The sequence below is a fragment of the Streptomyces violens genome (genome assembly GCF_000717745.1).
Taxonomy (GTDB): Bacteria; Actinomycetota; Actinomycetes; order Streptomycetales; family Streptomycetaceae; genus Streptomyces; species Streptomyces violens.
In genome coordinates, this window is record NZ_JOBH01000004.1 from 84,635 (window position 1) to 108,541 (window position 23,907).

The window sequence follows — 23,907 nt, forward strand, 5'->3', positions numbered from 1 at the left end:
ACCCGGACAACGCTCGAACCGGCACCACTCGAAGCGACATCACTCGAAGATGCGGAGCTGAAGGGAGAGAGCGAAGCGGACATCCGGATCGGACAGGTCGACATCGGCGATCTGCCCAAGACGCGAAAGCCGGTAGCGAAAGGTGTTCTTGTGCACGCGGACGGTCTCCGCCGCCTTCGTCACGTCACCGAAGGCGTCGAGCCAGGCGCGCAGTGTCTCGACCATGGAGCCGCCGTGCTCGGCGTCGTACTCGCGCAGCGCTCGCAGCGGGCCGCCGACCACCATGCGCTCATCCGCCATGGCGTCGGCCACGCGCAGCAGGATGTGCTCCACCTGTACATCTTCGAGCGCCGCCACCCGGCGGTGCGCGGCTGCCCGGTGTCGCACGACGCGCAGCGCGGCGTCGGCCGCCGACCGGGAGAACGCCAGGTCCGTGGCATCGGCGACCACGGTCCCCACGCCCGCGAAGTAGGTCTGCGACGAGTCCAGTCGCGCGATGAACTCATCGGCGATCCGGCTTGCCTCCCGCTTGCCCGGCTCGCCCGTGCTCCGCAGGGGCAGTACGGCATAGAGAACGGATCCGATGAGCGCTGCCGTCGCCCGCGGACAGATCGGCTTGAGGTACATCGCCAGTGCATTGGCCGTGCGTTGCTGGTCGGCCTCGACGACGGAAGGGTCCTCGCCTTCCGGAACGCTCGCTCCCAGGGCCAGTACACAGATCGGAGAGTTCGCGAAATTCAGCTGCCGGGCGGTCTTCCGTGCGTTCGGCCCTCCGTCGAGGAGGCTGAGGACCAGCCCGAGGCGCAGCCGCATCGCGGCATCGGCGCCGAGCCGCGCACGGAGCATCGTCAGCGCGACGACCTGCGCGGCCTCGCGCATGCCCTGCTCGCGCTGCTTCGTCAGCGGACCCTTGACGACGGCCCATATCGCACCGAGGGGCTCCTCGCCCGCACGGACGCGGACGGCCACGCGCGGCATCGCCCCCTCCATCACATCGGTGATGTAGACCGGGCGGTCGGACTCGTGGATGCGCAGGAGCAGGCCGTGCCGGCGCTGCAGCTCACCGACGTCCGTCGGCGCCTGCATGCTGAGGATCGTGCGGTGACGCCCCTCGTCGGCCCCCGACTGGTCGGAAGAGAACGCGATGACGCGGGAGGACAGGTCCTCGATCGTCACCGGGGCGTCGAGGAGCGCGGCCAGGGAGTTCGCCAGCTCGAACAGGTCGGTGCCCGAGTCGTGGCCGCCGAGCATGAGCTCGTCCGGCGAGACCGTGCTCAGCGTGGCGGTCACCAATGTCGCCACGTGCATCCACGAAGCCCCGCGCGCGAGCCCGTAGACCGCCATCGAGGTATCGGCCAGCGCGGCGCTGATCAGCGGTCCGTGCGGAACCGGCTCGCGCAGCACGAGTGCGATGGCGCCGTCCCGGGCGAACGAGCGGATTGCCGCCGCGATCTCCTCCGGACTCGCCAGGCCCGCCCCGAGAACGAATGTGCCCGGCGCGACCGCCGGCGGGTCGAGCGGGTCGTACAGCACCACCGAAGTGACCGTCCGGCCCGGATCGGGGCGGCCGGCCTCCCACGAAAGGAGCGTCGCGCCCAGCCGTTCCACGACCCGCGAAAGAATCGCCGAGGAGCCGTACTGCGCAGATGCTTCCACGTGCGTGCTGCCTGCCTACTCGACCGCCATCGGACGCGGGGATGGTACCGGGCGGCCCTCCGGCGCGGCGCGCGGAGCCTGACCACCTGCGTCAGAGGCGCACACTCAATGCGTAGAGGCGGGTGATCTGCTGGTCGCTGTCGTTGTCGTCCGCCACCAGATACAGGGGGCGGTGCCCTTTGTACGGGCCGGTGGTCCAGGGTTTGCCGAGGGCCATGCCCTCCACGTTCTGCAGCAGGGGATTGAGCTGCTTGCCCTTCATGGGGACGACGCCGGGGTCACCAGCGGGGCACTTGGCCAGGTCGACGAGCAGCGAGTTCTCGATGAAGACATCGGCGTGCTGGTCGTACAGTGCCGTGTGCTCGTCCACGTTCTCGGCTCCTCGGAGCGGGACGTCGTACACCCGGACCGTGTTGCCCGTGCCCGCCACGTACTGCCGTTCCAGCGCCAGCAACCGATCCTTGCCGACGGCTGCCAGCTCTGCCAGGTACATGCCCTCGCCGGTCTTGTACGCGTACTGCCGGTCGAGTTCGTAGTCTCCGCCCGGCGTGCCACGGTACCGCTGGATACGAATCAGATTGCGGCCACGGGCATCGCCGTCCGTCGCGAGCGGGCCCTCCGTGGCGGTGTACAGATGGCGTCCGTCCTCGGAGAGCGCCAACGACTCCAGTGTGCGTCCGGCCTGGGCGTCGCCCCTCGGTCTGGCTCGGAACTCCTCGGGAATGGGCAGGGCCTTGCCGACCTGCTTGCCCGTGGCCAGGTTGAAGCGGCGAACCATCGGGCCTGTCTCGGAGGCGACGAGGATCGTCCTGCCACCGCGCTCAACAGCAAGTCCCTCACCGTCGAACCATTTGGACGGAGCGGTCCCGCTGGGAGTGCGCAATGTCGTGGCGGTCAACGCACGAGGTCGCAGCCTCGTTGTTTCGCCGAGGTCGAGCGGGAACACACGTCCAGGGGCGTTGTCTGTGAGGGCCAGGACCCGGTTGGGTCCGGTGAGGGCGAGCGCGGAGACGCCCTCGACCTTCTCGCCCGACACCTGTTGCTTGTCGAGCGCGTCGGAGTAGCTGAGGAGCTCCGCGCGCTTGGAGCAAGTGCCTCCCGCTTGCTGGGGGTTGCGTTCCTGCCACCAGTCGGCCGCTGCCGGCACGATCGTGGCCCCGGCCGTCACGCCCAGGGCAAGAGCGCCCACGGCCAAAGCCCAGCGCCTGCGGCGGCTCGGATCGGCGGCCGGGGTTTCTTGGTCAGTGGGCCAAGGAGGTGGCGCCACCGCGATGTTGTGAGCGAAGGGCATCCAGCCGATACCACCGTCATCACGGTCCTGTGGCTCCTGGGGCTGGGGAAGTTGCCGTCCGGCCATGCGAGCGCGGACGGCTTCAAAGATCTCGTGCAGGCCCAGCATCGCGGGTCCGTCCGCGACTCCGTTGCGTAATACGCCCACGAGTTCTTCCGTGAACGCCGTGCAGCGTTTGGGGTCCGGGGCATGTGATTTCCGGGTCTCCGAAGACGACGTCATCACATAGGCGCCGGACACGCCCGCCAGTGCTTTGCCCGACGCCCGGACACCGCGGTCGGCCGCCGACATTCCTCCCTTGAGTACCTTGCCGCTGTAACAGCAGTCGAGCAGCAGGACTCGACGCGCGGCCGTGCTGTCGCGTATCGCGCGCCGAATGTAGGAGTCGGGGACCGAGGTTTCCGGCTGGTCCTCCACCGAGTCGGGCAGCGTCAGGTACAGGTGTTCCTCATCGCCGCGGTCCAACAGGCCGTGTCCCGCGTAGTAGACGATCAGTGTGTCCGTCGCGAGCTTTGCCGCCTCACGGATCGGCCTCACCAGGCCCGCGGCCGACGTGGGATTCTCCACGGAGAAGATGCGGTCCGGAGGGATCCCGAGGATCCGCTCGTTCGTCAGGACCGATCTGAGTTCGCTCAGGTTGTGCCGCACGCTGCGCAGCGGATCGAGGACCGAGTAGTCGTCGACGCCGATCAGGACGCACGCGGAGCGTGCTGGGTCGATCTTCTTCCGCAGCTCTCCGTGTGAGCCGGATCGCGTCTCGTGCGACGTCATGCCGCGCCCTCCGGCTCACCGTCCGTGCACTCGTCCGACGCCTCGGTCTCGCCGGCCAGCACGGTGAGATCAGGAACGGCCTGCCGGGCAGCCTCGAGATCAGCCGCAGTGGCTCCATTCACCCGGATGACGATCTGTGACCGGGGCCTGCGGGCTTCGCGCCAGGTGTCGACGGAGATCAGCAGCTGGATCAGCGAAGCGCCCGTCGACACCAGGGCCAGTACCAGCTCGAGCCCAGTGCCCATCTCACCGGAATGCGTCCGCTGACGCCCCGGCTCGATCGTGCTGTGGTGCTCCCGCCGTGCATCGTGCAGCCAATTGCGGAGCAAACGCAGCTCGTGTTGTGTCGTCTCGTCCTCGGCATCGACCGCGCCGGTGCGCGCGTGAGCATTCCTGAGCTCCAACTCGACCTTCATCAAGATCCCCCGTGGCGACGTGGACACTCTCACCTGATGCGTCGGCTGTCACGTTATACAGCACGGCACAGTGCCACGACAGTTCCTCAACGTGCCTGAGGTGCCGTTGGGGTGGACGCCATCCGCCCCGGGAGTCAGCCGATGCACACGCCGATCAGGCACACCTTGACCGGGGACTGCACCGCGGGTGTGGGGGTCGTGTCCGCGGTACCCGTGTCGTCGGTACCCGTACCGGCACCCGTATCCGTCGTACTGCCGTTCTCCGGGCTTGTGGCCGATGTGTCGCCGGAGGGGTCCGTCGGCGCGGAGATGGGCGTGGTCGTGGGGGTGGTGGTGCGTGGGGGTGCGGTGCGCTTGGAGTCGGCGTCCGTGCCGGAGGAGGTGGCGTGCGTCTGTCGGGGTGCCGGGGCCGAGGTGTGTGGCGCCGGGCTCGACGGTGCGGCGGCCGGGGTGTGGCGCGGCGTGCTTGTGGCGGTGGTGGAGGGCGCGGGGGCAGGGGTCTTCTTCCGCGGGGTGCCGGTCTCGGCCGGGTGCGGCTCACGGTGCCGCGAAGCGTGCTCGCCGGGCTCCGCCGGAGCGGATTCGAGGGAGTCCGGCCTGGTGGTGTCCCGGTGGGTGGCCGGCGACGCGGCGGCGTCCGAGTGGGGCTTGGGCGAGCCGTTCGACATCGCGCCGAGGGCCAGACCGCCGCCCACGAGTGCGAGCGCCGTCACGGCCGCTGCCCGGCGGCGGCTCTTCTTCCAGCGCGCCAGCTGCCGGCGCCGGGCCGCACGACCCTGTCCGGCGGCAGCGACATGCCCCTCGTTGCCGGCCGGGTCCGCGCCCGATGCGTTCGCCGCTTCCGCGGACACGGCGCCGGCCGCCGCCGCGGTCTCGGGCCGTATCCGGCCGGAGCGGGGCTCCCAAGGTGAGAACTCCTCGTCGGCGTACGCCGCCGCTGCCGTCACGGTCGTGGTGGCCGCGTCGCGGGAGCGCTGGGCGGACGGGGCGATGTCCGGCGCGTAGTCGCCGCACCCCGGGCATATCAAGGCCCCGTTGAGGTGCCGACGGCACGAGGAGCAGTAGTCCATCTGCGAACTTTCTGTGCGGACGCCGGAAGAGACTCGGCGATGATCTTGCCTTTGTGCGTCGGATCGAGCGGTCAGTAACACTATCGGCACACGTCAAAGAGCATGTGTGAACTTCGTGAAGGTCCCATGGTGCTGCCGTCCGTGCGGCGGGATTCTACGTGCCGAGCGGCTCGGCCAGTGCGTGAGTCCGGCTCGGTCGCAAGCGGGCGGCGGCCATTTCGGCGGCGGCGTCCGCCTTGGGCCGGAAGCCCCCCCCAGAAAGAGGATTCGTGCGGGGCGTTGACGCCTCTACGTGCCGACCCTATCTTCCAGTCCGAAGTCACGTACGGCGTTCGATATTTCGGACATGAGGTCGCGGGAACGTGAGACGGATGCGTGAGGAGAAGGTGCGTTGCGGAGACTCATACAGTCCTCCTTGGACAGACGGCACTTCATAGCGACGGCGGCCGGCAGCGCCGCGGCGGTGGTGATCAGCACGACGAGCGGCGGTACGGCTCACGCGAGCGCCCCGGGCGGCGCCGCGAGCGGGCAGCAGGTGCTGTCCGGGCCCGTCCGGCCCTTCTCTCTCGGCGAGGTGAAGCTGCTTCCCGGCGCGTTCCGGGACAACCAGGCGCGCAACACCGCCTACCTGCACTTCGTCGACATCGACCGGCTGCTGCACACCTTCCGCCGCAACGTCGGCCTGCCGAGCACCGCGCAGCCGTGCGGGGGATGGGAGGCCCCCGACTGCGAGCTGCGCGGCCACAGCACCGGCCACCTGCTGTCCGGGCTCGCCCTCACCTGCGCCAACACCGGGGACGAGGCGCTGCGCGACAAGGGGCGGAAGCTGGTCGCAGCACTCGCCGAGTGCCAGGCCGCCTCGCCGAAGACCGGGTACGGCAAGGGGTACCTGTCGGCGTTCCCGGAGAGCTTCTTCGACCGGCTCGAGGCCGGCACCGCGGTATGGGCGCCGTACTACACCATTCACAAGATCATGGCCGGGCTCGTCGACCAGTACCGGCTGGCGGGCAACGAGCAGGCCCTCGAGGTCGTGCTGCGCAAGGCCGCATGGGTGGACGCGCGCACGGCCGGGCTGAGCCACGACCACATGCAGCGCGTGCTGGAGACCGAGTTCGGCGGCATGAACGACGTCTTCGCCGACCTGCACGAGATCACCGGGGACGCGAAGTGGCTGGTGGTCGCCGAGCGGTTCACCCACGCCCGTGTCTTCGACCCGCTCGCGAAGAACGAGGACCGGCTCGCCGGCCTGCACGCCAACACCCAGATCCCGAAGATGGTCGGCGCCCTCCGGCAGTGGGAGGAGGGCCTGGACGATCGGTACCGCACCATCGCCGAGAACTTCTGGCAGCTCGTCACCGACCACCACACCTATGTCATCGGCGGCAACAGCAACGGCGAGGCGTTCCACGAACCGGACGCCATCGCCTCCCAGCTGTCCAACAACACGTGCGAGAACTGCAACAGCTACAACATGCTCAAGCTCACCCGGCTGATGCACTTCCACTCGCCGGAGCGCACCGACCTGCTCGACTACTACGAGCGCACCCTGTTCAACCAGATGCTCGGCGAGCAGGACCCGGATTCCGAGCACGGCTTCAACATCTACTACACCGGTCTGGCGCCGGGGGCGTTCAAGCAGCAGCCGTCCTTCATGGGCAAGGACCCGAACGCCTACTCCACGGACTACGACAACTTCTCCTGCGACCACGGCAGCGGCATGGAGACGCACGCGAAGTTCGCGGACACCATCTACACGCACAGCGCCGACACCCTGCTGGTCAACCTCTTCATCCCCTCCGAGGTCGAGTGGGAGGAGAAGGGCATCACCTGGCGCCAGACGACCCGCATTCCCGACCGCGCCTCGACCACCCTCACCGTCGCCTCCGGCGCGGCGGAACACCGGCTGCACCTCCGCATCCCGGCCTGGGCCTCCGACGCGCGGGTCAAGCTGAACGGCCGTACGCTCCCGGACCGCCCCGGCCCCGGCACCTGGCTGGTACTGAACCGCTCATGGCGTACTGGAGACCGGGTCGAGGTGGCGCTGCCGATGCGCCTGCGGATCGAGCCGACGCCGGACGACCCGGACGTGCAGGCAGTGCTGTACGGGCCGGTGGTACTGGCCGGGGGGTACGGCGACGGCGACGCCATGCGCATGCCGCGGCTGGACACGAAGTCCGTGAAAAAGCAGGCGGCCGACCCGATGCGGTTCACCGCCCGCGCCGACGGCGAAACCGTCACACTCCTGCCGGTCGCGCGGACGCACCACCAGCACTACACCGTCTACTGGCTGACGGGCGAACCGCCTTCCCCGCCCCCGGAGTTCGCGGCCTGGCACCGCTTCGACGAGGCATCCGGGACGACGGCCGCCGACGCCACCGGCAACGGAAAGACCGCCCAGTTGGCGGGCGGCGCCTCGTGGACCACGGGGAAGACCGGCGGTGCGGTGGCCCTGAACGGGACGGACGGGCATGTGAAGCTCGCGGCGGACCTCCTCGCGGGCGCCTCCGCGTACACCGTCGCGACCTGGGTCCGGCTCGACGGGCAGCCGGCGGCCTGGTCCCGGATCTTCGACATCGGCACCGGCGTGACGGCGAACATGTTCCTGACCCCGCGCAGCGATGACGGGAAACTCCGGTACGCCATCACCGCCGGCGGGGGCGGGTCCGAGCAGCGCATCGACGCCGATCCGCTGCCGACGGGGGAGTGGGTGCACGTCGCCGTGGCGTACGGGGACGGTACGGCGGTGCTGTACGTGGGCGGCCGCGAGGCGGGCCGCAACGACAAGGTCACCGTCGAGCCCAGCTGGTTCGGCAACCACATCCGCGCCGCGTACATCGGCAAGTCGCAGTACCCAGACCCGTACCTCAAGGCGGCGGTCGACGACTTCCGCGTGTACGGAAAGACGCTGACCGCCGCCGAGGTCGCGTCCCTGGCGCTGGGCTGACGCACCATCCGTCCCGCGGCCGGCCGGACTCACGGAGTCCGTCCGGCCCCGTCCTTCCCCAGCGTTTCTTCTGTTTCCCGCAGTGGTAACGACGTTGTGGGAGGGGATCATCATGATGGAGCCGCATGCTGAGCACGATTTCGTGGTGGTGGGGGCCGGATCGGCCGGCAGTGTGATCGTCCGGCGTTTGCTGGACGCGGGCCACTCGGTCCATGTTCTGGAGGCCGGGCCGGTCGACGACGACGAGCGTGTGCACAGCCCGCAGGGCTGGCCACTGCTGCTGCAATCGCACCTGGACTGGGCCACCATGACGCTCCCTCAAAGACACGCCGAGAACCGGTCGTTGTACTGGCCCCGGGGCAAGGTGCTGGGCGGATCGAGCTCGCTCAACGGAATGATCTACATACGCGGGCACCGCAGCGACTACGACACGTGGGCGTACGAAGGGTGCACGGGCTGGGACTGGGACAGCGTGCTGCCCCTGTTCAAGCGGTCGGAGGACCATGTCGACGGCGAGAGCGCGTGGCACGGCAAGGGCGGTCCCCTGCCCGTCAGCAGGATCACCGAACCGCACCCCACGGCAACCGCGTTCGTGGAGGCCGCCGTCGCCCTCGGACATGAGCGGACGGACGACTTCAACGGCGCTGACATGGTCGGCGTCGGTTTCAACCACGCCACCATCCGCGACGGGCGCCGCATGAGTGCCTGGCAGAGCTTCGTCGCCCCGGTGCGGGACAACCCATCCCTGACCGTGACCACCGGTGCCCGCGTACACCGGGTCCTGCTCGAAGACGGCCGGGCGGTCGGCGTGGAGTACGCCGCGGAGGGCCGCCTGCACCGCGCGCACGCCGCCGCCGAGGTGGTACTCAGCGGCGGTGTCATCGGCTCGGCGCAGACCCTGCTGCTGTCCGGCATCGGCCCCGCCGCGCAGCTGCGCCAGGTCGGCGTCGACATCGCCGTGGACCTGCCGGGCGTCGGGGAGAATCTGCACGACCATCTGCTGGTCAGCAACGTCTACGAGGCGTCCCGTCCGCTGCCGCCCGGAAAGGCAAACCTGCTCGAAAGCCAGCTCTTCACCTCCACCGACCCGCGCCGCCCCGGCCCCGACCTGCAGCCTCTCTTCCTGCACCTGGTCTACCCCGCCGAGTCGTACCCCGTGCCGGAGCACGGCTACACCATCGCCCCGGGCATCGTCCGGCCGCTGTCCCGCGGCACGCTGCGGCTCGCCTCGGCCGACCCGGAGGCCGCACCACTGCTGGACCCGAACGTCCTCGCCGAGCGGTACGACCTCGAAGCGCTGGTCGACGCCGTGGAGCTGTGCCGGGAGATCGGCGGCCAGCGCGCCTTCGACGCGTGGCGCAAGGCGGAAGTGGCTCCGGGGCCGGACGCCCGCACCCGGGACGACCTGCGGAAGTACGTACGGCGCGCGGTCGGCACGTACCACCATCAGGTCGGTACCTGCAGGATGGGCCAGGACAACCTCGCGGTCGTGGACCCCGAGCTGCGCGTTCACGGCGTGCGGGGACTCCGCGTGGCGGACGCCTCAATCATGCCGTCCGTCCCCTCCGGCAACACCAACACCCCGTCGATCATGATCGGCGAAAAGGCCTCCGATCTGCTGATCGCCGCTCACTGACGTCTTCCTCGACCGGGGAGCGGGGGCCTCGTAGCCACTGTCGGTGTGGGTGGCGAACTTCCGGGTGACGAACCCGAGACCGAGTCCGAACCATGAGCCGGGCGGCAGGCCAACCAGGCGGGGGTGCCGGCGTGGTGTTTGAACGTGGGCGTTCACCGGTCGGAGTGACACCGGATCGGTCGCTTCGAGGCCGGCCGGATGCCCGGTGAGGAGAGCGCTGACCAGGCCGCCGGGGTGTCTTGGGGACGCATGAGGCTCCAGCGCCCCATTCGTTGTGGCCGGTTCGCCGCCGAGCGCTCCGTGGCCGTGTTGTCCGTCTTCCGCGACGTCGCTTGGGTGGGCCATGAGCCGAGTGTTTCCGGGGCGGCCCCGCCGTCCCAGTGGGGACGCGGGCGCGTTCTGGACCGCTGAGGCGATACCCGTCGGACCTCTCGGCGGCCGGGCGCGCCCGGCCGCACTCGCTCAGCCCGCTCTCACCGATGACCGGAATGGAGTGCCGTGCGCCCACGCACCGTCGCCGCCAGTGCCCTGACCATCGCAAGCCTGATCGCCGGGCTCTTGACGACTGCCGGTCCGGCCCAGGCCAGGCCCCTCGACCTCACCTGCACGCCCCCCAGCAGCGATGTCATCACCTACGACCCACCGCTGACCCGCGACCCCAAGCCGACGAGGGTCAGCGCCCGTACCGAGTACGGCCCCTGCGTCTCGCTGTCCCATCCCCGCGTGACCTCCGGCACCCGCACCGACCGGGTGAGCGGCAGCCTCTCCTGCTTGGAACTCCTGCTACCCACCTCCACCACTTTCCGGATCACCTGGAACACCGGTCAGACCTCCACCGTCGAGGCCAGCGTCCAATCCAGCCTCGAAGGCGCGACCTTGACTGTCGTCATGACCGGCACCGTCACCAATGGCCTGTTCGCCGGTGGCACCTTCCTGCAGACAAACGTCGGAGCAGCGACGGACATCCTCCAATGCGAACTCGGAGAAGGCACGGTCAGGGACATCTACTCCACCGTCACCCTGGAGATCACCTGAGTGCGGCCCTCGTACCAACGCCGTACCGTCTCCCGCCGTACTACCTGACGTCGCCGAATTCGCTCAGTACGCCCGAGGGGGCCAGGCGGGAGATGTAGTGAGTTGGCATGTGGTCGTCGAAGGAGTACTTGAAGGGCAGGGTTCGTGTCAGGTTGAGCCTGACGGCGAAAAACGCGAGGGGGGCCACGAGTGTGAAGCCGGAGAGGTTCTGCATCGAGCCCGAGCGGGCCGCGCCGGTGCGCTCGTGCCACCCCTCCGGCAGCTGCGACGGCACGCTTGTCGCCCACCGCGCGGCTGCGCCCATGAATCGCAGAGCCTGCTTCGGCAGGAAGCATCCCACCCGCAATGCGTCGCGGCCGATCGACCCGTATGCAGGCCCGGCGGATGAGGGCTGTGGCCCTTGGAGCAGCTCGCTCATGGTCTCCAGGATGTCGCCCGGGAGTGACGCCAGCTCGTCGACCGCGTCACTGAGCCGGGAGAACGCCACATTCACCGGGCTCATGGCCTTCTCGTACCGGAACTCCCGCCCGAACGGCGCGTACCGGCCGACGGGGCGGGGCGGGAGGTGCGGTACGGCGTCGCGGGAGTAGACGTAGCGCAGCAGGCGGTCGCGGAGCACGTGGACGCCGCGGTTGTCGACTGCCTGCTCGCAGGCACGGGCGAAACCGGCATCGCCGATCAGGGGCTGCCCGAAGGTGTAGACCGCTTCGAGCTTGTCGGCGATGTGCGCATACGCGGGCTCTTTGACCAGGACGACTGCCATGAGCGCGGCCATGGCGCCGCCGAGGCTGTGCCCGGTGATGTACAGCTTCTGCAGTTTCTCGCCAGCGTCGTCCCCGTCTTCGGGCAGGATGGACTGCCCCTTGACGGCCCTGTCCAGCGCCTCGATGACCAGGTAGCGGGTCACGCGCATGTTGCGGTAGAAGCCGGCGTGGACGTAGTGCTCGGTACCGTCGAGGTCGATGGAGAGTCGCTCCGGGGCGACGTCTGCGTCGGCGAGGGTACTGATGACGTCTTCCGGCTGCGTGCCCCGGTAGCAGAGGATGGCCACCCGGCGGTCCTCGCTCTGTATGAGATACGCCGTGGAGGCGACGAACAGTGCGTCCACCCGCTGTTCAAATGCCTTGCAGCGATTGCGCTGCAGCCCCATCCTCTCCATGATCATTCGGACTGTCTGCGGGTCTGCGTGCGGCATGGGACCGGCATAGGAGTACGCGGAACAGGTCGCCATCACATGCGGGATGACTCCGCTCGGGTCCGGGTGCTTGGTGACCGACAGCAGGTAGTCGGCCAGGCCGGGGTAGACGGGGAAGCTGCCCGGTGCCCGCAGTGTCGCGTCGGGCGGTTTGAGCGGCCGGAGTCCGGCAGAGCCAGGACCACCGAGCCCGGCAGAACCAGGACCGTGGAGCCCGGCAGAACCAGGGCCTTTGGCCTCAGCTTCATTCATGGCAGCCTCACTCGGCAGGGCCGCTGAACCAGCATCGGATGGAGTACGAGCACACCACCGGCCCGCGCCGGCGTCAATCGAGGCTGACGAGGCCGTCAGCTTTCGTCCGGCTTCGGCCGGCACTCCGCCGAGATCTCGTCCAACAGGTCGATCAGTGCGTGCAGTGCCGGGTTGGGGTCGTTCTTACGCCAGGCGAGGGCCAGTGGCAGTGGGGGGATGTCGGAGACCGGGAGCAGGACGACGCCCGGGACCTTCAGGTGGGCCGCGGACGCGGGGACGAAGCCGATGCCCACGCCCGCGCCGACCAGCGACAGGATGGTGTGGGTGTCCGGGGCCTCCTGGACGACGTTCGGGCCGGTGCCGTGCTTCAGGAACGCCTTGTGGATGACGGAGACGATCCCGGCGCCCCGGTTGGTGGGGTGGCTGACCACGGGCTCGTCGCGCAGGTCGAGCACGCCGACCTCCCGGCGCGTCGCCAACGGGTGCTCGGTGGGCAGCGCCACGGTGATGCGGTGCCGCGTGAGCTCCCGTATCTGCAGCCCCGAGCCCGCCACCGGCAGCCGGATCAGCCCCGCGTCGACCTCGTCCCGGCCGAGCCGCCCGACCATTTCGCCGCCGAAGACCGGACCGAGGACCTCCAGCCGTACGTGGGGCCGGTGTTCGCGGAACTTCCGGGTCATGAGGACCAGTACCTCGTGGGAGGTGGGGCCGCTGAAGCCGAGCCGGACCACGCCGGTCTGTCCGGCGGCCGCCTGGCGGGCCGCCTCCGGCGCCGCCTGAGCTGCCTGCAGCGCGCGCCGGGCCTCCGTCAGGAAGGCCGCGCCGGCGCCGGTGAGCGTGACATGCCGGGTCGTACGGCGCAGCAGATCCACCCCCACCTCGCGCTCCAGCCGTTTGATCTGCTGCGACAGCGGCGGCTGCGTCATCTGCAACCGCGCCGCCGCACGACGGAAGTTGAGCTCCTCCGCGACGACGACGAACGCCTGCAGATGTCTCAGTTCCATCCGGCCACCCTCGCTCTGCGCTGGTCAGGGCCCATTGTGTCGCTGCGGCGAATCAATCGTACGCAGGTTTGGTGTTGGACGAAACTAGTTGGTTGCCCCTAGTTTCCCGAGCAGCAACATCGCGCCGCCGTCCGCAAGGTCCATGCGCAGGGTTCATACGCGGGATTCCTACCCGGGATTCCTACGCAGGGTCGCCATTCCGGAAGGAAATGAGATGCGAACCGGACAGTTGCCCGGAGAAGAGAAAATGGCCCGCAAAGCAGGCTGGGCTTCTTTCATGGGCACGACGATCGAGTGGTACGACTTCTACGTCTACGGCACCGCTTCGGCCCTGGTCTTCGCGCCGTTGTTCTTTTCCCGGGTCCCGGCCTCCGTCGGCATTCTGCTGTCCTTCGCCACCTTCTGGATCGGTTTCCTGGCGCGCCCGCTCGGCGGCATCGTCTTCGGTCACCTCGGCGACCGGATCGGACGCAAGAAGGCGCTCATCGCGACCCTGATGCTGATGGGTGTCAGTACGGTCGGCATCGGCCTGCTGCCTACCTACGCCCAGATCGGCGCCGCCGCACCGGTATTGCTGATCGTGTTCCGCATGGTGCAGGGGCTGGCGGTCGGCGGCGAATGGGGCGGCGCGGTGCTGATCGCCACCGAGCACGCCAAGAAGGAACGCAGCTTTCTTTTCGGCGCCTTCGCGCAGCAGGGCTCGCCCGCGGGCCGCATCCTGGCGACGCTGTCGTTCCTCGCGGTCGCCCAGCTGCCGGAGGAGGCGCTGCTGAGCTGGGCGTGGCGGCTGCCGTTCCTCGCATCGGCGCTGCTGGTGGTCGTCGGCCTGGTGATCCGGCTGAGCCTGGAGGAGTCGCCCGCGGTCGTCGCGATGCGCGCGTCCCAGCAGACGGTGAAGGTACCGCTGGTCAGCCTGTTCCGCGGCAACACCAAGACCGTGCTGGTCGGCGTGGGCGCGGCCCTCACCGTGTTCACGGTGGTGTACGCGCGCGATACCTTCGCGCTGTCCTGGGCCACCGCGGAAATCGGCCTGGCGAAGAACGACTTCCTCACGATCATTCTGATCGCCAGTGTCGTGCAATTCCTGGTGCAGCCTTTCGGGGCGGTGCTCGCCACCCGGTGGAGCGTACGGAAGGCCGTCACCCTGCTGCTCGTACTCCAATTGCCGACGCTGCCGTTGATGTTCCTTCTCGTCAGTACCGGGAGTTTGGCCCTCGCCATGCTGGGGGCGGTGCTCGCGACCATTCCGGACGTCATGTATTACGCCCTTCTGGCGGGGATGTTCGCGCAGGCGTTCCCGCCGAACGTCCGCTACACCGGGATCTCGGCGACCTACGGACTGGCGGGGGTCCTTGGTGGCCTGGCACCGGTGATCCTGCAGTCCCTGCTCACCGCCTCCGGGTCGATCGTGCTGCCGATCGGGTTCGCGGTGCTGGTCAGCGTGGTGTCACTGTTCGCCGCCCGGGCGTTCCTCACGCTGTCCGAGCGCCGCACCGCGGAAGAAGAACCGATGGATCCGGGGGATTCGGTGGATCCGGTGAATCCGGCCGCTGCGCGCTGAAAACCAAGGAGTTGACCGTGCCTGCGAGCAACCTCAGTTCCCATCCGACTGATGCGACCGACAGCGGCGACGCCGTGCAGAAGCTGCTGTACCCGCGGTCCATAGCGATCCTCGGCGCGTCGGACAATCCGGCCAAGCTGTCGGGCCGCCCGGTGGAGTACCTGAAGCGGTTCGGGTTCGCCGGACGGATCCTGCCGATCAATCCCACCCGCGAGACCGTTCAGGGCCTGCCGGCCCACCGCAGCCTCGACGACGTCGACGGCGACATCGACCTCGTGATGATCATGCTGCCCGCGGAACGGACGGCCGACGCGGTACGGGCCTGCGGTCGGTGCGGTATCCCGGCCGCGATCGTGGGCGCATCCGGCTTCGCCGAACTCGGCGGCGAGGGCGCGGCGCTCCAGCGCGACCTGCGGGCGGCGATCGAGGAGAGCGGTGTGCGGGTGCTCGGCCCGAACTGCCTCGGCATGATCGGCGTACGGGACCGCGCGATGCCCACGTTCACCTCGGCGCTGGACGAGGACGTACCGCTGCACGAGGGCCCGGTGGCCTTCCTCAGCCAGAGCGGTGCGTTCGGCGGCTTCGTCTTCAACGAGTCGCAGAATCTGGGCATCGGGATCTCGCACTACCTCAACACCGGCAATGAAGTCGACCTGTCGGTGGCCGAGTTGCTGGACGGGCTGGTCCGCACCGAGCAGACCCAGGTGGTGCTGGCCTACCTGGAGGGCGTCACCGGCGGCCGCCGGCTGCTGGAGGCCGCCCGGGCGGCGCATGAGCGGGACAAGCCGATCATCGCCGTGAAGGTCGGGCGCTCGGCGGCGGGCGCCCGCGCGGCGCAGTCGCACACCGCGTCACTCGCCGGGGAGGACGCGGTCTTCGACGGCGCGGCCCGCCAGTACGGCATCCTGCGGGTCGACGGCCCCGAGGAGATGCTCGACGCCGCGCAGCTCTTCGCCACCGGGCGGCGGGCCCGCGGCCGCAGGCTGACCAGCCTGTCCGTCTCCGGTGGCGCAGGCGCCCTGATGGCCGACGCGGCGGCCCGGTACGGCCTCGAGGTCCGCGCCTGGGACGAGACGTGGCAGCGCAAGATGGCCGCCGCCATCCCGGCGTACGGATCGCCGCGCAACCCGGTCGACCTCACCGGCACCCTCCTCGCCGAGCCGCAGATCCTCCGCCGCGCGCTCCGGGTGGCCGTCGAGCACCCCGACACCGACATGATCGCCGTCCTGCTCGGCTGCGCGGACAGCTGCGCCACCGAACTCATCGACGCCGTCGAAGAGGCCCACCGCTCCACCGACCGCCCCGTGGTCGTGGTGTGGACCGGCGGCAGCGGCCGGCCACGGCAGCGGCTGCGCGATCTCGGCATCCCCTGCTACACCGGCCCGGGCAGCGCCGCCGCCGCGCTCGGGCTGCTCACGGACTTCAGCCTGCGTCCCGCGCTGCCGCGGCCGCAGCGTCCTGACGGTATCGATGACGCCGCCGCGCGCTCACTGCTGACCGCGGCGCGGGCCGCGGGACGGATCCAACTCGACGAGGACGAGTCGACCCGGCTGATCGCCGCGTATGGCATACCCTGTGCCGCCTCCCGCCCGGTGGCATCGGCCGACGCGGCGGTGACCGCGGCGGCAGAGCTCGGCGGTCCGGTCGCGGTCAAGCTGCTGTCCGACCGGATCGGGCACAAGAGCGACATGGGCGGTGTGCGGCTCGGGCTCGACGCGGCCGGGGCCATTCGCGGGGCCGCCGACGACCTGTTCCGTATCGCCCGCGAGGCGGGAGTGGACGATGCCCGGCTGCTGGTCCAGCGCATGGCGCCCGCCGGCACCGAGCTGATCGTCGGGACCAAGAACGACCCCGTGTTCGGCCCGGTCGTCGTGGTCGGCCTGGGCGGGGTACTCGTCGAGGCCCTCGCCGACAGTCAGGTCGCCGTCGCCCCCATCGACACCGACACCGCCCGGCGCCTGCTCCTGTCACTGCGCGGCAGCCGGCTGCTCGGCGCGGTACGCGGCAACCCGCCGCGCGACATCGACGCGGCGGCGGAAACCATCGCGCGCCTGTCCTGGCTGGCCACCGACCTGTCCGAGGAACTCGCCGAACTCGATGTGAACCCACTGCTGCTCGGTGCACGCGGGGAGGGCGCTGTCGCCGTGGACGCCCTGGCGGTCCTGACCAGCCCGACAGCCTGACCAGCCCGATCGAAACCGAATGAACGCGGGAACGGAGAACAACACCATGGAATCCACCGATTTCGAGGCCGTGCTCGACGCGGTGCGCCGCTTCGTGCGCGAGGACGTCGTTCCGCGTGAGGACGAGATCGAGGAGACCGACGCGATACCGGCGGACATCCGTCAAAAGGCCGCGGAGATGGGCCTGTTCGGATACACGCTCCCGGAGGAGTACGGTGGCCTCGGCGCCAACCTGTACGAGGACGCACAGCTCGCCTTCGAATTCGGTTACACCACTCCCTCCTTCCGCTCGATGTTCGGCACCAACAACGGCATCGCCGGCCAGGTGCTGGTCAACGCGGGCACCGAGGAGCAGCAGAAGTACTGGCTGCCCCGGCTCGCCGAGGGCGCCGTCGCCTCCTTCGCGCTCACCGAGGCCGAGGCGGGCTCGGACCCGTCGGGCCTGACGACCCGGGCCCACCGTGCTGGCGACCTGTACGTCATCAACGGGTCGAAGCGGTTCATCACCAACGCCCCGCTGGCCGATCTGCTCGTGGTCTTCGCCCGGACGGACCCGGAGAGCCGTGGCACGAAGGGCATCTCCGTCTTCCTGGTCGAGGCGGACCGGCAGGGCGTCACCATCGGTCCCAAGGATCCCAAGATGGGCCAGGCCGGCGCCTGGACCGCTGAGGTGTTCTTCGATGACGTGCGCGTCGGCAAGGACGCGCTGATCGGTGGCGAGGAGGGCGCCGGCTTCGGCACCGCGATGAAGTCCCTCGTGCGCGGCCGCGTACACATTGCCGCGTTGTGTGTCGGCATGGCCCAGCGGATCCTGGAGGAGTCCGTCGCCCACGCCGCCGCCAACAAGCAGGGGGGCAGGCCGATCGGCGAGTTCCAGCTGGTCCAGGCGATGCTCGCGGAGATCCAGACCGGGGTACTGGCCGGCCGCGCGATGGTCCTCGACGCGGCACGCCAGTACGACTCCGGCGAGGACCGCAGGATCGCGCCCTCAGCAGCCAAGCTCTTCTGCTCCGAGATGGTCTCCAAGGCGGCCGACCTCGCGGTGCAGATCCACGGTGGCATGGGTTATATGCGCGGCACGGTCGTCGAGCGCTGTTACCGCGACGCCCGGCTGTTCCGCATCTACGAGGGCACCAGCGAGATCCAGAAGCTGATCATCGGCAAGAACCTGATGCGGGGAGCGAAGTGAGGCACGACCCCGCAGTACCGCATGAGCCACGGGAGTGGGAAGCGCGCCGCTCCCAGCCCCTGCGCGGCATGCGGATCATCGAGATCTCCAGCTATGTGGCGACCCCGCTGAGCGGGATGACACTGGCCCAGCTCGGCGCCGACGTGATCCGGATCGAGCCGGTCGGCGGTGCCCCCGACCGCACCCGCCTGCCACTGGCCGACAGCGGGACGAGCCTGTACTGGTCAGGGCTGAACAAGGGCAAGCGGGCCATCGAGGTGGACCTGCGGTCCGAACGGGGACGCCGGCTCGTCACCGACCTGATCGTCGGCGGCGGGCGTTGCGACGGGCGCCGCGGCGGGATTGTGATCAGCAACTCCGAGCGGCACCCGGACCTGACGTACGAGGCGCTGCGGGCGCGCCGGCCCGACCTGATCCACGTACTGCTGACCGGCCGCCGGGACGGTGGTACAGCGGTGGACTACACCGTCCAGGCGGCGACCGGATTCCCGCTGGTCACCGGCCCGGAGGACGCGGCGCGACCGGTGAACCACCTGCTGCCCGCGTGGGACGTCGCCGCCGGGCTGTACCTCACGACCGGACTGCTGGCCGCCGAACGGCATCGTCTGCTGACGGGCGAGGGCCAGCAGGTACGGGTCGCCCTGGAGGACGTCGCGCTGGCGACCGCCGGAAACCTCGGCTACCTCGCCGAGGCCCAACTGAGCAGCACGCCACGGGAACGCATCGGCAACCACGTCTATGGCACCTTCGGCCGCGACTTCACCACCGCCGACGGCGAGCGGCTGATGATCGTCGCGCTCACGCCCCGGCACTGGCGGGACCTTCTGGCAGCCACCGGGCTCACCGACGTGGTGTCCGCACTGGCGTCCGCGCTCGGGGTGGACTTCGCGGAGGAGTCGGAACGCTACCGACACCGCAAGGTCCTGGGGGAGCTGCTGGCCGGCTGGTTCGAGACCCGCACGTTCGCGCAGGCGGAAGCGGCCTTGCGTACCACTCGCCTGCTCTGGTCGAAGTACTGGAGCTTCACCGGTCTCGCCGCCGACGGCGCGCGCCTGCTGCGCGAGAACCCGCTGATGGCGCAGGTACGACAGCCGGGGGTCGGCAGGTACTGGGCGCCCGGATCACCCGTGGTGATGGCCGGCGAACAATCACCGCCGGAGGCTTCGCCGCGAGTGGGAGAGCACACCGAAGAGGTACTGCGCACCGAACTCGGCCTGTCGTCCCGCGACTTGGCGGAGCTGCGCGAGGACGGCGTCATTCAGTATCCAACTCACGTACTCAACAAGGAGGTTCACCACCATGCCGCTACTCGCTGACAAGACCGCGGTCATCACCGGCGGTGCCCAGGGGATCGGTCTCGCGATCGCCGAGCGGTTCGTCGAGGAGGGCGCGAAGGTCGTCCTCGGTGACCTGAACCTGGCGGCCGCCGAGGCGGCGGCCAAGGGACTCGGCGGGTCCGCGGTGGCCCGGGCGGTGCGGTGCGACATCACCAACGCCGCCGAGGTGGACACACTCATCCAGACGGCGCTGGATGCCTTCGGCTCGCTGGACGTCATGGTCAACAACGCCGGGATCACCCGCGACGCGACGATGCGGAAGATGACCGAGGAGCAGTTCGACCAGGTCATCGACGTGCATATCAAGGGCACCTGGAACGGCACGCGCAAGGCGGCCGCGGTCATGCGCGAGCAGCGGAGCGGTGCGATCGTGAACATTTCCTCGCTGTCCGGGAAGGTCGGCATGGTCGGCCAGACCAACTACTCCGCCGCCAAGGCCGGCATCGTGGGCCTGTCGAAGGCCGCGGCCAAGGAACTGGCGCATCACGGCGTACGGGTCAACGCCATCCAGCCGGGCCTGATCCGTTCGGCCATGACCGAGGCCATGCCGCAGAAGGCGTGGGACCAGAAGATGGCCGAGATCCCGATGCAACGCGCCGGCGAGCCGCGCGAGGTCGCCTCCGTCGCACTGTTCCTCGCCTCGGACCTGTCCTCGTACATGACCGGCACGGTGCTGGAAGTCACCGGCGGGCGGTTCATGTAACACCGGCGGCTCTCGTCCGCCCTATTCGTCCTCGACCCGCCATGGAGGTGTCAACACCATGCGTGAAGCCGTGATTTGCGAGCCCGTCCGTACCCCCATCGGCCGCTTCGGCAGTTCCTTGAAGAGCCTGAGTGCCGCCGAGTTGGGCACGGTCGCGCTCCGGGGTCTGCTGACACGTACCGGCCTCGACCCGGCCACGATCGACGACGTCATCCTCGGCCACTGCTACCCGACCAGCGAGGCGCCCGCCATCGGCCGGGTCGTCGCCCTGGACGCGGGCCTGCCGATCACCGTGCCCGGCATGCAGGTCGACCGGCGCTGCGGCTCCGGCCTGCAGTCCGTACTGCAGGCAGCCATGCAGGTCCAGTCCGGCGTCAGCGAGCTGATCGTCGCCGGTGGCGCGGAGAGCATGAGCAACGTCGCCTTCTACACCACCGACATGCGGTGGGGCGTCAAGGGCCCGGGCGTGACACTGCACGACGGCCTGGCCCGGGGCCGCGCCACCGCGGGCGGCCGCAACTACCCGGTGCCGGGCGGAATGCTGGAAACCGCGGAGAACCTGCGCCGCGAGTACGGCATCGACCGCGAGGAACAGGACCTGCTGGCGGTGACCTCGCACCGGCGGGCGGTCGCCGCGCAGAGCTCCGGCGTGTTCGCCGAGGAGATCGTCCCCGTGCCCGTACGGACGAAGAAGGGCGAGACCGTCGTCGACACCGATGAGCACCCCCGCGCCGACGCCTCGATGGAGACCCTCGGGGCCCTGCGCCCGGTACTGGGCAAGCAGGACTCCGGGGCCACCGTGACCGCGGGCAACGCCAGCGGCCAGAACGACGCCGCGGCGATGTGCGTCGTCACACACCCGGACCGCGCCGCCGCACTCGGCCTGCGTCCGTTGGTACGCCTCGTGTCATGGGGCGTGGCCGGCGTGGCCCCGAAGATCATGGGCATCGGCCCGGTCCCCGCCACCGCCGTTGCGTTGGAGAAGGCGGACCTCAAGATCTCCGACCTGGACCTGATCGAACTCAACGAGGCGTTCGCCGCCCAGGTGCTCGCCTGCACCCGCGAATGGGACTTCGGCGAGGCCGACTTCGAGCGGCTGAACGTCCACGGTTCCGGCATCTCCCTGGGCCACCCGGTCGGCGCGACCGGCACCCGCATCCTCACCACCATGGCCCGCGAAATGCACCGCCGCGACGCCCGCTACGGCCTGGAAACCATGTGCATCGGCGGCGGCCAGGGCCTGGCAGCGATCTTCGAACGGGTGAGCTAGCGCTGTCAGAGCCCGGCCACGTCCGGATCGGCCGCGACCCCGCGGAAGTACTCCCGGGGATTGGGCACGAGTCTGCGCTCGTTCAGGTCGAGTATTCCGCCGACGTTGAACACCTCCGCCACGAGAGTGCCATCGGGGCGGGTCATGGCCTGCTCCACGCGGAAGGACTTGCCCTCCCCGAAGACGAAGGCGCAGCTCACGTCGATGTCGTCGCCGGCGACCACTTCGCGGTGGTACTTGATCGTGCTCTCCAGGCTGACCGGGCTGACCCCCTTCGCCAGCAGGTCGCTCTGGTGGATGCCCGCCGCACGCAGCAGCTCCCACCGTGCGTGCTCCGCGTATTGCAGGTACACGTTGGCGTTCAAGTGCCCTTGTGTGTCGGTCTCGTAGACGCGAACGGTGACTCGGACCGTGAATGGCTTTGTCATGTCCGTACCCTCTCACCCCTCTGTGTGGGAGCGGCGGCGGTGGAGGGCGAAGGCTGTGCCGGCGGCGGCCAGGATGGCGGCGACACCGATGCCGATTCCGAGCGGGAGCGAAGACGTCTCGGTGGGGCGATTCGCGGTGTCCGGGGCTGCTGCCGCGCGTACCGGATCGGTGCCGGACGGGGCGGCGGCCGGGTCGAGCGGCTGGACCGGGGGAATCGGACCGGTCGAGGACACTGAGCCGTCCTTGGCGAGGAGGACCCGCTTGTTGTTCGGGTGGGCGAAGTCGAACATCGAGGTCAGGGGGTTGGCGCGGGAGTCGAAGGAGGCGTCACCGATGCGGCCCGTGTGCCAGTTGTCCTCGATGAAGCGGGTGATCGAGGTCTGCTCGGTGGGGGTGTGGTCGATGTGGTTGACCTTGCTGTACGGGGAGATGACCAGGAGCGGCTGGCGGGTGCCCGGGCCGCAGCGGTCGGCGTAGCCGCCGGCGGCCGCCGGGGCTTCGCGGCAGGCCGCCGCGTCCGTCGGCTGCCCGTTGTCGTTGGGAGTGCCGTCCTTGGAACCGTTGCGCGGCTTCGCGTACACGTGGTCGTACCAGCCGTCGGAGTCGTCGTACGCCACGACGATCGCGGTGTCCTTCCACTGCGCGGACTTCTGGATGCGATTGATCTCGTCGATGAGGAAGTGCTGCTCGTCGGTGGGGGAGGAGTTACCGGCGTGCGCATCCTGGTACGCCGGCGCCTTCACGAAGCTGACGGCCGGGAGTGTGCGGGCCTTCAGCGCGGCGTGCAGGTCGGTGAGGTCGTAGTTGTGGTTGGCGCGGCCCGCGTGGCCGATCTCCGCGGTGTTACGGGGCGCCAAGTGGTGCGGATTGGAAGTGGTCTTGTAGTACGCGAAGGGGTTGTGATGCGGGCTGTAGTCCTCGACCGCCTGACCGCCGACATTGGTGTGCGTGACCGCGGCACACTGCGCGTAGTGGCCCTTCTTGCCGTCCCACGCCGTGCCCGGCCGGAAGCCGCCCTGAAACCAACCCCAGCTGACTCGCCGGGAGTTCAACAGATCACCGATGTTGCGTCCGGTCATCGCTCCCAGGTTGTCGCCGCTGGTGTGGTCCTTGTCCGAGCAGTCGTCGTACGCCGGGTCCGGGTCGAGCGTCATCGTGCCGACACCCTTCGCGTCCGGCGAGGAGACGACACCGGGGTCGGGCTTGTCGGCCTGCCGGGGGTGTTCGGTGCTGGAGTGGGGATCGATGGTGACAATGCCGTGGGTCTGGCCGGACACCAGGTTGATGGCGCCGGGGGTGGACGGGCCGTACGTGGTGCTGAACGAGCGGTCGCTGAGCGCGTAATGCTGCGCGTAGTTCCACATCGCGGTGACGGTGTTGCCGTCGTAATAGTCCATCACTAGCCCCGGCTCGCCGAACAGCCCGCCGGAACACTTCCCCGAGTCGGTGTTCTCCACGAATTCATCGGCCTTACCGCCGTTGTAGGCGTACTGCTCGGGGCTGTAGTCGTGCTTCTGGTCGCAGGTCATCGCCTGCTCCGGAGTCAGTCGCTTGGGCCGGTACTGGTTGGGGTTCTCGTCCAGCAGCCCGGCGGTCCGCAGGTTGTCGATGTCCTTCGGGGTGTCCTCGGCCGGCGTGAACTTCGTCCCGTCGGTGTTCGCGGCCTCGGGGTAGGTCGCGAAGTAGTGGTCGAACGAGATGTTCTCGTCGAAGATCACGACGAGGTGTTTGATCGGAGTGGCAGTACCGCCGTGCCGCCCGGCACCGGCCGCCGGGGCCGCTCCCGCCGACGCGGCCGTACCGCACACACCGAGAGCAACTGTACCGAGCAGCGCCGCCCATCTGATGCCACTCCGGCCGCCGCCCGCCCGCCGTGCCGCCTTCCCTGCCCTGCTCATCACCTGTCACCTTCCGTCGCACCGTGAAATACGCACCGCGCGATATGACGCGCCGTGATATGACGCA

17 protein-coding genes are annotated in these 23,907 nt (G+C 69.4%); 9 read left to right on the forward strand and 8 right to left on the reverse strand.

Annotation, left to right across the window (positions count from 1 at the left end; translation table 11 throughout):
• Positions 1–39: 39 nt before the first annotated feature.
• From IF04_RS0109110 to IF04_RS36545, 4 genes are all read right to left on the reverse strand, one after another.
• Positions 40–1,656 carry a PucR family transcriptional regulator gene (locus tag IF04_RS0109110; RefSeq protein WP_037958854.1) on the reverse strand — a complete coding sequence of 539 codons (1,617 nt, stop codon included), beginning with the start codon at positions 1,654–1,656 and terminating at the stop codon, positions 40–42.
• Positions 1,657–1,747: 91 nt separating this feature from the next.
• Positions 1,748–3,718 (reverse strand): caspase, EACC1-associated type, encoded by a 1,971-nt coding sequence (locus IF04_RS0109115; protein ID WP_030253330.1) that lies wholly within the window; start codon positions 3,716–3,718, stop codon positions 1,748–1,750.
• A complete protein-coding gene (locus IF04_RS0109120) occupies positions 3,715–4,134 on the reverse strand; it encodes an effector-associated constant component EACC1 (RefSeq protein WP_030253333.1) in 420 nt (139 codons plus the stop codon). Before IF04_RS0109120 ends, IF04_RS0109115 begins: the two co-directional genes overlap by 4 nt.
• A gap of 134 nt (positions 4,135–4,268) precedes the next feature.
• On the reverse strand, positions 4,269–5,204 hold the full coding sequence (locus tag IF04_RS36545; RefSeq protein ID WP_051830941.1) for an SCO2400 family protein: 936 nt from the start codon (positions 5,202–5,204) through the stop codon (positions 4,269–4,271).
• A gap of 415 nt (positions 5,205–5,619) precedes the next feature.
• Between IF04_RS36545 and IF04_RS0109130 the strand changes: the two genes are divergently transcribed.
• From IF04_RS0109130 to IF04_RS0109140, 3 genes are all read left to right on the forward strand, one after another.
• Positions 5,620–8,148: a glycoside hydrolase family 127 protein gene (locus IF04_RS0109130; RefSeq protein WP_425428375.1), complete on the forward strand. Its 2,529-nt coding sequence runs from the start codon at positions 5,620–5,622 to the stop codon at positions 8,146–8,148.
• 112 nt (positions 8,149–8,260) lie between these two features.
• A complete protein-coding gene (locus tag IF04_RS0109135) occupies positions 8,261–9,784 on the forward strand; it encodes a GMC family oxidoreductase (protein WP_030253340.1) in 1,524 nt (507 codons plus the stop codon).
• A gap of 498 nt (positions 9,785–10,282) precedes the next feature.
• A complete protein-coding gene (locus IF04_RS0109140) occupies positions 10,283–10,819 on the forward strand; it encodes a hypothetical protein (protein WP_030253342.1) in 537 nt (178 codons plus the stop codon).
• Between the two features lie 40 nt (positions 10,820–10,859).
• On the opposite strand, the gene IF04_RS0109145 is transcribed toward IF04_RS0109140, so the two are convergent.
• The gene (locus tag IF04_RS0109145) at positions 10,860–11,984 is read right to left on the reverse strand and encodes a lipase family protein (protein WP_157847628.1); all 1,125 of its coding nucleotides are present in this window, start codon (positions 11,982–11,984) and stop codon (positions 10,860–10,862) included.
• A 377-nt stretch (positions 11,985–12,361) separates the two neighbouring features.
• Positions 12,362–13,270 (reverse strand): LysR family transcriptional regulator, encoded by a 909-nt coding sequence (locus IF04_RS0109150; RefSeq protein ID WP_030253346.1) that lies wholly within the window; start codon positions 13,268–13,270, stop codon positions 12,362–12,364.
• 214 nt (positions 13,271–13,484) lie between these two features.
• On the opposite strand from IF04_RS0109150, the gene IF04_RS0109155 reads away from it, so the two are divergent.
• The 6 genes from IF04_RS0109155 (at position 13,485) to IF04_RS0109180 (ending at position 21,513) form a co-directional block, all read left to right on the forward strand.
• A complete protein-coding gene (locus IF04_RS0109155) occupies positions 13,485–14,831 on the forward strand; it encodes an MFS transporter (protein WP_051830943.1) in 1,347 nt (448 codons plus the stop codon).
• Between the two features lie 17 nt (positions 14,832–14,848).
• A complete protein-coding gene (locus IF04_RS0109160) occupies positions 14,849–17,014 on the forward strand; it encodes an acetate--CoA ligase family protein (protein ID WP_030253351.1) in 2,166 nt (721 codons plus the stop codon).
• A 46-nt stretch (positions 17,015–17,060) separates the two neighbouring features.
• Complete coding sequence (locus IF04_RS0109165) at positions 17,061–18,203, forward strand: acyl-CoA dehydrogenase family protein (RefSeq protein ID WP_030253353.1); 1,143 nt, start codon at positions 17,061–17,063, stop codon at positions 18,201–18,203.
• A 68-nt stretch (positions 18,204–18,271) separates the two neighbouring features.
• Positions 18,272–19,519 (forward strand): CoA transferase, encoded by a 1,248-nt coding sequence (locus IF04_RS0109170; RefSeq protein ID WP_051830945.1) that lies wholly within the window; start codon positions 18,272–18,274, stop codon positions 19,517–19,519.
• Complete coding sequence (gene fabG / locus IF04_RS0109175; RefSeq protein ID WP_030253355.1) at positions 19,503–20,243, forward strand: 3-oxoacyl-ACP reductase FabG; 741 nt, start codon at positions 19,503–19,505, stop codon at positions 20,241–20,243. The genes IF04_RS0109170 and fabG overlap by 17 nt, the downstream gene beginning before the upstream one ends.
• A gap of 58 nt (positions 20,244–20,301) precedes the next feature.
• Positions 20,302–21,513, forward strand: coding sequence for an acetyl-CoA C-acetyltransferase (locus IF04_RS0109180; RefSeq protein ID WP_030253356.1), 1,212 nt, complete (start codon positions 20,302–20,304; stop codon positions 21,511–21,513).
• Between the two features lie 5 nt (positions 21,514–21,518).
• On the opposite strand, the gene IF04_RS0109185 is transcribed toward IF04_RS0109180, so the two are convergent.
• Both IF04_RS0109185 and IF04_RS0109190 read right to left on the reverse strand, forming a co-directional pair.
• Positions 21,519–21,941, reverse strand: coding sequence for an acyl-CoA thioesterase (locus IF04_RS0109185; protein WP_030253357.1), 423 nt, complete (start codon positions 21,939–21,941; stop codon positions 21,519–21,521).
• Positions 21,942–21,953: 12 nt separating this feature from the next.
• A complete protein-coding gene (locus tag IF04_RS0109190) occupies positions 21,954–23,840 on the reverse strand; it encodes a phospholipase C (protein WP_030253358.1) in 1,887 nt (628 codons plus the stop codon).
• Between the last annotated feature and the right edge of the window lie 67 nt (positions 23,841–23,907).

Bases quoted from the DNA above. Each gene is read 5' to 3' on its own strand.
- IF04_RS0109115 (WP_030253330.1), bottom strand. From the start codon at position 3,718: ATGACGTCGCACGAGACGCGATCCGGCTCACACGGAGAGCTGCGGAAG.
- IF04_RS0109120 (WP_030253333.1), bottom strand. From the start codon at position 4,134: ATGAAGGTCGAGTTGGAGCTCAGGAATGCTCACGCGCGCACCGGCGCG.
- IF04_RS36545 (WP_051830941.1), bottom strand. From the start codon at position 5,204: ATGGACTACTGCTCCTCGTGCCGTCGGCACCTCAACGGGGCCTTGATA.
- IF04_RS0109135 (WP_030253340.1), top strand. From the start codon at position 8,261: ATGATGGAGCCGCATGCTGAGCACGATTTCGTGGTGGTGGGGGCCGGA.
- IF04_RS0109145 (WP_157847628.1), bottom strand. From the start codon at position 11,984: ATGATCATGGAGAGGATGGGGCTGCAGCGCAATCGCTGCAAGGCATTT.
- IF04_RS0109150 (WP_030253346.1), bottom strand. From the start codon at position 13,270: ATGGAACTGAGACATCTGCAGGCGTTCGTCGTCGTCGCGGAGGAGCTC.
- IF04_RS0109155 (WP_051830943.1), top strand. From the start codon at position 13,485: ATGCGAACCGGACAGTTGCCCGGAGAAGAGAAAATGGCCCGCAAAGCA.
- IF04_RS0109165 (WP_030253353.1), top strand. From the start codon at position 17,061: ATGGAATCCACCGATTTCGAGGCCGTGCTCGACGCGGTGCGCCGCTTC.
- IF04_RS0109170 (WP_051830945.1), top strand. From the start codon at position 18,272: ATGCGGATCATCGAGATCTCCAGCTATGTGGCGACCCCGCTGAGCGGG.
- fabG (WP_030253355.1), top strand. From the start codon at position 19,503: ATGCCGCTACTCGCTGACAAGACCGCGGTCATCACCGGCGGTGCCCAG.
- IF04_RS0109180 (WP_030253356.1), top strand. From the start codon at position 20,302: ATGCGTGAAGCCGTGATTTGCGAGCCCGTCCGTACCCCCATCGGCCGC.
- IF04_RS0109185 (WP_030253357.1), bottom strand. From the start codon at position 21,941: ATGACAAAGCCATTCACGGTCCGAGTCACCGTTCGCGTCTACGAGACC.
- IF04_RS0109190 (WP_030253358.1), bottom strand. From the start codon at position 23,840: ATGAGCAGGGCAGGGAAGGCGGCACGGCGGGCGGGCGGCGGCCGGAGT.